An 8,101-nucleotide genomic window follows, 5' to 3' on the forward strand; every position below is an offset into this window, starting at 1 on the left:
TGCGCGGCGCAGGGCCATCAGGAGGCCAGCGTGAGCACCGCGCGTGCTGTTGTCTCTTCCGTTACCAGGCCATTGATGCGTTTGCCCATCAGGGCGGCATAAATCGCCTGCGCTTTTTCCGTTCCACCGGCAACGCCGACAATGGTCGGCAGCTGTGCCAGCTCATCGAGGGTGACGCCGAGTAATTCCCGGTGTATCTCCAGCCCCTCAACCCGCCTGCCGTCGGCCTGCAGGAAATAACCGAGAATGTCGCCTACCGCGCCTTTACGGGCGTACATCAGCTGTTCGCCTTCGCTGATATAGCCGGAACGCAGAATCGTGGCGTCGCGGCGCTGATCGATAGCGCCAATGCCTACCACCGCCGCATCTGCCGCCGTGGCGGCCAGCATGACATCGCGGACGCTCGACTCCCGGCGCAGGATCTCCGCCACTTCGGCGGAGGAGACCCGCAGCGGCGCCGGAATAATGCTGACGCTACAGGCGGCATCCAGCTGGCCGATGCCGGTCATATAGGGCCCGACGCCGCCGGAGAGCGTCACCAGCCGCACCTGCTGCGAGCTGATAAAGCCGCTCAGGTGCTGCAGGCAACTCATGGTGGCTTCGCCAAACCCCACCGCCAGCAGCTGCCCCGGTTCCAGTACTCCCATCAGCGACTGCGCCGCGCCAATGCCTAAACGCGCGTTCATCGGTGGCGTATTGAGCGCCGGCAGCACGCGGGCAATCTTCAGGTTAAAACGCTGTTGCAGCTCGGTCTCCAGCGCCAGGCACCCTTCGTAACGGGAGTTGATCTGCACGCGGATCACCCCGGACTGGCGGCCTTTTTCCAGCAGACGGGAGATCTTTAACCGCGGCAGCCCCAGGCGCTCGCCGATATCGTTCTGCGTCAATCCATCGTGGTAGTAACACCAGGCCACCCGCGCCACCAGCTCCTCTTCGGCTAACGCCAGGCCGGCATAGCGGCCCTCTTCCGTAATGCGTTTTTCGCTCATAAAGTGAACTCTTATAAAAATTTAGATCATATGTTCGTTATTGCGCGGTCGGAAAGTGTGAGCCGACTGGCAAAACCGATCTTTCATTGTGGGCTGATTTTTTCCAACGATCTAAAGCATAAAACTGTGATCTTTGCACGGTTGTAAATATAGTTCACCGTCTACGCTTTTGAACATTATTGAATTAAAAAATCATTTGTTCAACCGAGGCGTGATGATGAAGCCATTGCTTGAAGCCCGCCAGATCCGCAAACAGTTCTCCGGCATCGCCGTGCTGAAGGGCATTGATTTCACGCTCTTTTCCGGGCAGGTACATGCGCTGATGGGCGGCAACGGCGCCGGGAAATCGACGCTGATGAAGATTATCGCCGGGGTGGAAACGCCAGATGACGGTGAACTTAACCTTGGCGGCCGCGCTTTTGCGCGTCTCAATCCGGCGCTGGCCCACCAGCTGGGGATCTACCTGGTGCCTCAGGAGCCGATGCTGTTTCCCAACCTGACGGTACGGGAAAATATTCTCTTTCGCCTGCCGAAGCGCGCGGATAACGACGCGCGCTTACGGGAGACGCTGCAGCAGCTGCACTGCCAGATCAATCTTCAGGCGGCGGCCGGAACCCTGGAAGTGGCGGATCAGCAGATGGTGGAGATCCTCCGCGGGTTAATGCGCGACGCGCAGATCCTGATCCTCGATGAACCCACCGCCTCGTTAACGCCCGGGGAGACCGAGCGGCTGTTTCGCCAGATCCGCGCTCTGCAGGGGATCGGCGTCGGCATCGTCTTTATTTCGCATAAGCTGCCGGAGATCCGCCAGATCGCCAGTCATGTCTCGGTGATGCGTGACGGCGCGGTAGTGCTGAGCGGAGAGACCGCAGGCTACAGCGATGCGCAGCTGATCAACGCGATGACGCCCGTCGAGCGGGATCGCGATCTGAGCGATACGCAGAAACTGTGGCTGGCGCTGCCGGGCAATCGTCGGACCCAGGCGCAGGATTTCCCGGTACTGCGGGTAGAGGATCTGACCGGCGAGGGCTTTATCGATCTCAGTCTTGAGATCCATGCCGGGGAGATCGTCGGCCTGGCCGGACTGGTGGGCTCCGGGCGCACCGAATTTGCTGAAACCCTCTACGGCCTGCGTCCGCCACGGGCAGGGCGGGTATGGCTGGAAAACCGCGACATCAGCCACGACAGCACCCGCGCGCGGCTTGCCAGCGGACTGGTCTATTTACCGGAAGACCGCCAGGTTTCCGGGCTGTTCCTGGATGCGCCGGTACGCTGGAACACGGTGATGTTTAACCAGCCGTCGTGGTGGCAGCAGCGTCAGCGCGAAGCGGCGGTGGTGGAGCGCTACCACCGGGCGCTGGGGATCAAACTCAATCACAGCGATCAGACCGTGCGTACGCTCTCCGGCGGCAACCAGCAGAAGGTCCTGCTGGCCCGCTGTCTGGAGGCTAACCCGCTGCTGCTGATCGTCGATGAACCCACGCGCGGCGTCGACGTTTCCGCCCGCGCCGACATCTATCAGCTGCTGAAAAGCGTCGCTGCGCAAAACGTGGCGGTACTGATGATTTCAAGCGATCTGGATGAGTTTGTCGGATTGGCCGACCGGGTGCTGGTGATGCATCAGGGCAGGCACAGCGGCGAGCTGATAAAGCCGGCGGTGACCGTCGATCGCATGATGGCGCTGGCCTTTGGAGGGCAGTCATGAAAACGTTATTCAGGAACCGCGAGCTGAGCGCCCTGCTGGCGATTCTGGCGCTGTTCGCGCTGCTGATCGCGCTCAATCCCGCCTATTTTAGCTTCCAGACCCTGGCGATGATCTTTGCCAGCTCGCAAATTCTCTGCCTGCTGGCGCTGGGAGCGACGCTGGTGATGCTGACCCGTAATATCGACGTTTCCGTTGGTTCGACCGTGGGGCTGAGTGCGATCGCGGTCGGCGTTGCGCTTAACGACGGATATGGCCTGACGGCGGCAATCGCCTTTGCGCTGGCGATTGGCGCCCTGGCGGGGGCTTTTAACGGCCTGCTGGTGGTCGGGCTGCGTATTCCGGCGATTGTCGCCACTCTCGGCACGCTTGGCCTGTATCGCGGGGTGATGCTGCTGTGGACCGGCGGGAAATGGATCGAGGGGCTGCCCGATGACCTGAAATCGCTTTCCGAACCGCTGTTTATCGGCGTATCGCCCTTGGGCTGGCTGGTGCTGGCGCTGCTGCTGGCGGGCGCATGGCTGCTGTCGCGCACCGCGTTCGGTCGCGATTTTTACGCCGTGGGCGACAACCTGGCCGCCGCGCGCCAGCTTGGGGTGGCGGTGAACCGTACCCGTATGTTGGCCTTTACCCTCAACGGCATGCTGGCGGCCTGCGCCGGGATCGTCTTTGCCGCGCAGATCGGTTTTGTCCCCAATCAGACCGGCAGCGGCCTGGAGATGAAGGCCATCGCCGCCTGCGTGCTGGGCGGGATCTCGCTGCTTGGCGGCACCGGGACGCTGATCGGCGCTTTTCTCGGCGCCTTTTTTCTCACCCAAATCGATACCGTGCTGGTGCTGTTCCGGCTGCCGGCGTGGTGGAACGACTTTATCGCCGGCCTGGTGCTGCTGGGGGTTCTGGTACTCGACGGTCGGCTACGTCAGGCGCTGGCGCGCCATCAGCGGGCGCTGAAATACAGCCGCTTTCAGCCCGGCAATAAAGGGGGAAAGCACGTCACCCCGTTCGCAAAACGTAAAAACAAAGAGGTGGCGTAGATGAAGCTCAACTGGGAAAGCGCGCTGCTGGTATTACTGGCGGTGGAAATTCTGCTGTTTGGGGCGATCAATCCGCGGATGCTGGATATCAACATGCTGCTGTTCAGCACCAGCGACTTTATCTGTATTGGCATTGTCGCGCTACCGCTGACCCTGGTGATCATCAGCGGCGGGATCGATATTTCGCTCGGATCCACCATTGGTCTGTGCGCCATTGCGCTGGGGGTGATGATGCAGGCGGGCTGGCCGATGGCGCTGGCGATTCCGCTGACGCTGCTGATTGGGCTGCTGTGCGGCCTGGTGAATGCCGCCCTGATTCACTATACCGGCATCAGCCCGCTGGTGATTACCCTCGGTACGCTCTATCTCTACGGCGGGGCGGCGCTGCTGCTTTCCGGCATCGCGGGGGCGACCGGCTATGAAGGGATTGGCGGCTTCCCGGATAGCTTTACCGCCTTCGCCAACCTGACGCTGGCCGGTCTTCCGCTACCGCTGCTGCTGTTTGCCGTTATCACCTTTTTCTTCTGGCTGCTGACCCACCGCGGGCGTTTCGGCCGCCACCTCTTCCTGATCGGGCAAAACCCGCGGGCGGCGCGCTACGCCGCGCTGTCGGTGAACGGCATGCCGTACGTGCTGTATGGCCTGGTGGGCGTGGCGTCGGCGGTGGCCGCGCTGATTCTGGTCTCTTACTTCGGTTCGGCGCGTTCGGATTTAGGCCGCGACCTGCTGATGCCCGCGCTGACTGCCGCGGTGCTCGGCGGGGCGAATATTTATGGCGGGTCGGGGTCGATACTCGGCACGGCGCTGGCGGCGCTGCTGGTGGGGTATCTGCAACAGGGTTTACAGATGGTCGGCATCCCCAACCAGGTGTCGAGCGCGCTGTCAGGGGCGCTGTTGGTAGTGGTGGTGATGGGGCGCTCGCTGAGCCTGCATCGTGAAGGGCTGCGCACGGCCTGGCGGCGTCTTTCTCGCGCATAGCCGAAATCATGCACTTTGCCAGAAGGCGGCAAGTTTATGCGTTCCCGGGGGCCGCGGGGGGGAACGAACGTAGCCAACGCACATGCAACCTGAAGTATGACGGGTATAAAACAATCGGAGCATAACAAGATGAAAGCAAAGCATATCCTGCAAATAAGCACCCTGGCGCTGGCCATGAGCGTCGCGGCGGCCCAGGCGGCCGACCGTATCGCCTTTATTCCTAAGCTGGTCGGCGTCGGTTTCTTTACCAGCGGCGGCAACGGCGCGAAAGAGGCGGGGAAAGCGTTGGGGGTGGACGTCACCTACGACGGCCCGACCGAGCCGAGCGTCTCCGGCCAGGTGCAGCTCATCAATAACTTCGTCAACCAGGGCTACAACGCCATCATCGTCTCCGCCGTGTCGCCGGACGGCCTGTGCCCGGCGCTCAAGCGGGCGATGCAGCGCGGCGTGAAGGTGCTGACCTGGGACTCCGACACCAAACCCGAATGCCGCAGTATTTACATCAATCAGGGAACGCCGCAGCAGCTTGGCGGCCTGCTGGTGGATATGGCCGCCAGGCAGGTGAGCAAACCGGCGGCGAAAGTGGCGTTCTTCTACTCCAGCCCGACGGTGACCGACCAGAACCAGTGGGTGAAGGAGGCGAAAGCCAAAATCGAAAAAGAGCACCCGCAGTGGCAAATCGTCACCACCCAGTTTGGCTATAACGACGCCACCCGCTCTCTGCAAACCGCCGAAGGGATCTTAAAGGCCTACCCGGATCTTGACGCCATCATCGCCCCGGACGCCAACGCGCTGCCGGCAGCCGCCCAGGCGGCGGAAAACCTCAAACGCCAGGGGGTGGCGATCGTCGGCTTCAGTACCCCAAACGTGATGCGCCCGTACGTCGAGCGCGGGACGGTGAAAGCGTTCGGCCTGTGGGATGTGGTCCAGCAAGGCAAAATTGCGGTAAACGTCGCCGATCGCTTACTGAAAAAAGGCGATCTTAACGTGGGGGACAGCGTGGCAGTGAAAGATATCGGGACGCTGAAGGTCGAGCCGAACAGCATCCAGGGCTACCAGTATGAGGCGAAAGGCAACGGTATCGTGCTGCTGCCGGAGCGCGTGGTGTTCACCAAAGAGAACATCAATAACTACGACTTCTGACGGAGGATGAGATGGCAGATTTAGACGATATCAAAGAGGGGAAAGACTTCGGCTTCGACAGGCCGCAGAAGAACACGCTCTATACGTTGAAAGGCTGCGGTTCGCTGGAGTGGGGGATGCAGTCCCGGCTGGCGCGGATCTTTAACCCGCAGAGCAACCGCACGGTGATGCTGGCTTTCGACCACGGCTATTTTCAGGGGCCGACTACCGGGCTTGAGCGTATCGATCTCTCCATCGCGCCGCTGTTTGCTGAGACCGATGTGCTGATGTGTACCCGCGGGGTGCTGCGCAGCCAGGTCCCGGCCGCCACCAATAAGCCGGTGGTGCTGCGCGCTTCCGGCGGTAACTCGATCTTAAGCGAGCTCTCCAACGAGTGCGTCGCGGTGGCGATGGAGGATGCGCTGCGTCTCAACGTCTGCGCGGTGGCGGCGCAGGTCTATATCGGCAGCGAGTACGAACATCAGTCGATTAATAACATTATTAAGCTGGTGGATGCGGGCAACCGCTACGGCATGCCGGTGCTGGCGGTGACCGGCGTGGGCAAAGATATGACCCGCGACGCCCGCTACTTCTCGCTCGCCAGCCGTATTGCCGCCGAGATGGGCGCGCAGTTCGTTAAAACCTACTTTGTCGAGGAGGGGTTTGAAAAAGTCACCGCCAGCTGCCCGGTGCCGATTGTCATCGCCGGGGGCAAAAAGCTGCCGGAACATGACGCGCTGGAGATGTGCTGGCGGGCGATTGATCAGGGGGCGTCTGGCGTTGATATGGGGCGCAATATCTTCCAGTCCAGCGCGCCGCGCGCGATGCTGAAGGCGGTGAAGAAAGTGGTCCATGAGAATATGAGCGCCCGCGAGGCGTACCAGTTCTGGCAGGAAGAAAAACAGGGAGAGCTGAAATGAACGTGACGCTGGTGGAAATTAATATCAAACCGGAGCGGGTGCATGAGTTTCTCGACGTCTTTCGCGCTAACCATGAGGGGGCGCTGCAGGAGCCGGGCAATCTGCGCTTCGATGTCCTGCAGGACCCGGAAGTGAAGACCCGTTTTTTTATCTATGAAGCCTATAAAGATGATGAGTCGGTGCTGGCGCATAAGAAAACCCCGCACTATCTGGCCTGCGTGGAAAAGCTGGATGAGATGATGTCGCAGCCGCGGCAGAAGCGCAGCTTTATTGGTTTATTACCGCAGGGATGAGATATTCTCCTCGCCGCTCCCCTCGCCCATACGCAGAGGGGAGGGCGAGGGGAGATCAGGCTTCTTCTACGGAAACGCGCAGAGCTGCCAGCGCCTTACCCGCCGCTTTGAGGACCTGCTCACACTGATCGGGCGTCAGCGTCAGCGGCGGTTCAATGCGAATGGTTTTGGCGTTATTCAGCGTCCCGGCGACCAGAACCCGTTGGCGGAACATCTCGCTGGAGAAGTGATAGCCGATTTCGTTATCGACGAACTCAATCGCCATCAGCATGCCTTTACCGCGTACTTCATTTACCAGGTCCGGATACGCGTCAGCCAGCTGCCGGAAGCCGTTCAGCAGCCGTTCGCCTTTCTGTTCCGCCTGCGCCGGGAGATTCTCCGTCAGCAGTACGTTGATCGTCGCCAGCGCCGCCGCACAGGCCAGCGGGTTACCGCCGAAGGTGGTGGTGTGGAGGAACGGATTGTCGAACAGAACCGAGAACACCTCTTCGGTGGCAACCGTCGCGCCAATCGGCATCACACCGCCGCCGAGCGCTTTGGCGAGGCACAGAATGTCCGGCTGAACGTTTTCGTGCTCGCAGGCGAACATTTTGCCGGTGCGCCCCATGCCGGTCTGTACTTCGTCGAGGATCAGCAGCGCGCCGAACTCATCGCACAGCTTACGTACCGCAGGCAGATAGCCCGGCGGCGGCAGGATCACTCCCCCTTCGCCCTGGATCGGCTCGAGGATCACCGCCGCGACGTCATCACCGGTTTTCTTACACTCGCTGAGCAGCGTGCGCATGGCGTTGATATCGCCAAACGGTACGTGGCGGAAGCCCGGCAGCAGCGGCATAAAAGGCTTACGGAATGTCGATTTGGCGGTGGCCGACAGCGCGCCCAGCGATTTACCGTGAAACGCGCCGCTGGTGGCGACGAAGGTAAATTTGCCGCGCGGCGACTGGTAGGCTTTAGCGAGCTTCAGCGCCGCTTCGACCGACTCCGTACCGCTGTTGCTGAAGAAGCTGTATTTCAGTTTGCCGGGCGTTAAGGCGGCCAGCGTTTTGGCCAGCATGGACCGCAG

Annotated in this window: 8 protein-coding genes; 6 read left to right on the forward strand and 2 right to left on the reverse strand. The window is 61.1% G+C overall.

The genetic code is table 11. From position 1 onward, the window contains the following. Window positions 1-17: 17 nt before the first annotated feature. Entirely contained in the window at window positions 18-989 is a 972-nt protein-coding gene (lsrR, locus tag ACI2JR_RS22710; protein ID WP_132729611.1) for a transcriptional regulator LsrR, read from the reverse strand. Between the two features lie 217 nt (window positions 990-1,206). Here lsrR and lsrA point away from each other — a divergent pair, with 217 nt between their 5' ends. The 6 genes from lsrA to lsrG all read left to right on the forward strand — a co-directional run bounded on the left by lsrA (window position 1,207) and on the right by lsrG (window position 7,038). Then, window positions 1,207-2,694: an autoinducer 2 ABC transporter ATP-binding protein LsrA gene (lsrA, locus tag ACI2JR_RS22715; protein WP_462479535.1), complete on the forward strand. Its 1,488-nt coding sequence runs from the start codon at window positions 1,207-1,209 to the stop codon at window positions 2,692-2,694. After that, on the forward strand, window positions 2,691-3,725 hold the full coding sequence (gene lsrC / locus ACI2JR_RS22720; RefSeq protein ID WP_132729612.1) for an autoinducer 2 ABC transporter permease LsrC: 1,035 nt from the start codon (window positions 2,691-2,693) through the stop codon (window positions 3,723-3,725). The genes lsrA and lsrC overlap by 4 nt, the downstream gene beginning before the upstream one ends. Beyond that, window positions 3,726-4,703, forward strand: coding sequence for an autoinducer 2 ABC transporter permease LsrD (gene lsrD / locus ACI2JR_RS22725; protein WP_132729613.1), 978 nt, complete (start codon window positions 3,726-3,728; stop codon window positions 4,701-4,703). Window positions 4,704-4,832: 129 nt separating this feature from the next. Then, window positions 4,833-5,846 (forward strand): autoinducer 2 ABC transporter substrate-binding protein LsrB, encoded by a 1,014-nt coding sequence (lsrB, locus tag ACI2JR_RS22730; protein ID WP_132729614.1) that lies wholly within the window; start codon window positions 4,833-4,835, stop codon window positions 5,844-5,846. 11 nt (window positions 5,847-5,857) lie between these two features. Then, on the forward strand, window positions 5,858-6,745 hold the full coding sequence (gene lsrF, locus ACI2JR_RS22735; RefSeq protein ID WP_462479531.1) for a 3-hydroxy-5-phosphonooxypentane-2,4-dione thiolase: 888 nt from the start codon (window positions 5,858-5,860) through the stop codon (window positions 6,743-6,745). Then, window positions 6,742-7,038, forward strand: a complete 297-nt coding sequence (lsrG, locus tag ACI2JR_RS22740; RefSeq protein WP_462479532.1) for a (4S)-4-hydroxy-5-phosphonooxypentane-2,3-dione isomerase — start codon at window positions 6,742-6,744, stop codon at window positions 7,036-7,038. The genes lsrF and lsrG overlap by 4 nt, the downstream gene beginning before the upstream one ends. Before the next feature lie 55 nt (window positions 7,039-7,093). Here the strand turns inward: lsrG and ygjG are convergent. Beyond that, on the reverse strand, window positions 7,094-8,101 hold a 1,008-nt coding region (gene ygjG, locus ACI2JR_RS22745; protein WP_462479533.1), incomplete at its 5' end, for a putrescine aminotransferase.

The sequence above is a fragment of the Klebsiella sp. NPDC088457 genome (assembly GCF_044900465.1).
Classification (GTDB): Bacteria; Pseudomonadota; Gammaproteobacteria; order Enterobacterales; family Enterobacteriaceae; genus Klebsiella.

Coding starts and splice junctions, on each gene's coding strand:
- lsrB (WP_132729614.1), top strand. CDS start 4,833: ATGAAAGCAAAGCATATCCTGCAAATAAGCACCCTGGCGCTGGCCATG.
- lsrF (WP_462479531.1), top strand. CDS start 5,858: ATGGCAGATTTAGACGATATCAAAGAGGGGAAAGACTTCGGCTTCGAC.
- lsrC (WP_132729612.1), top strand. CDS start 2,691: ATGAAAACGTTATTCAGGAACCGCGAGCTGAGCGCCCTGCTGGCGATT.
- lsrR (WP_132729611.1), bottom strand. CDS start 989: ATGAGCGAAAAACGCATTACGGAAGAGGGCCGCTATGCCGGCCTGGCG.
- lsrA (WP_462479535.1), top strand. CDS start 1,207: ATGAAGCCATTGCTTGAAGCCCGCCAGATCCGCAAACAGTTCTCCGGC.
- lsrG (WP_462479532.1), top strand. CDS start 6,742: ATGAACGTGACGCTGGTGGAAATTAATATCAAACCGGAGCGGGTGCAT.
- lsrD (WP_132729613.1), top strand. CDS start 3,726: ATGAAGCTCAACTGGGAAAGCGCGCTGCTGGTATTACTGGCGGTGGAA.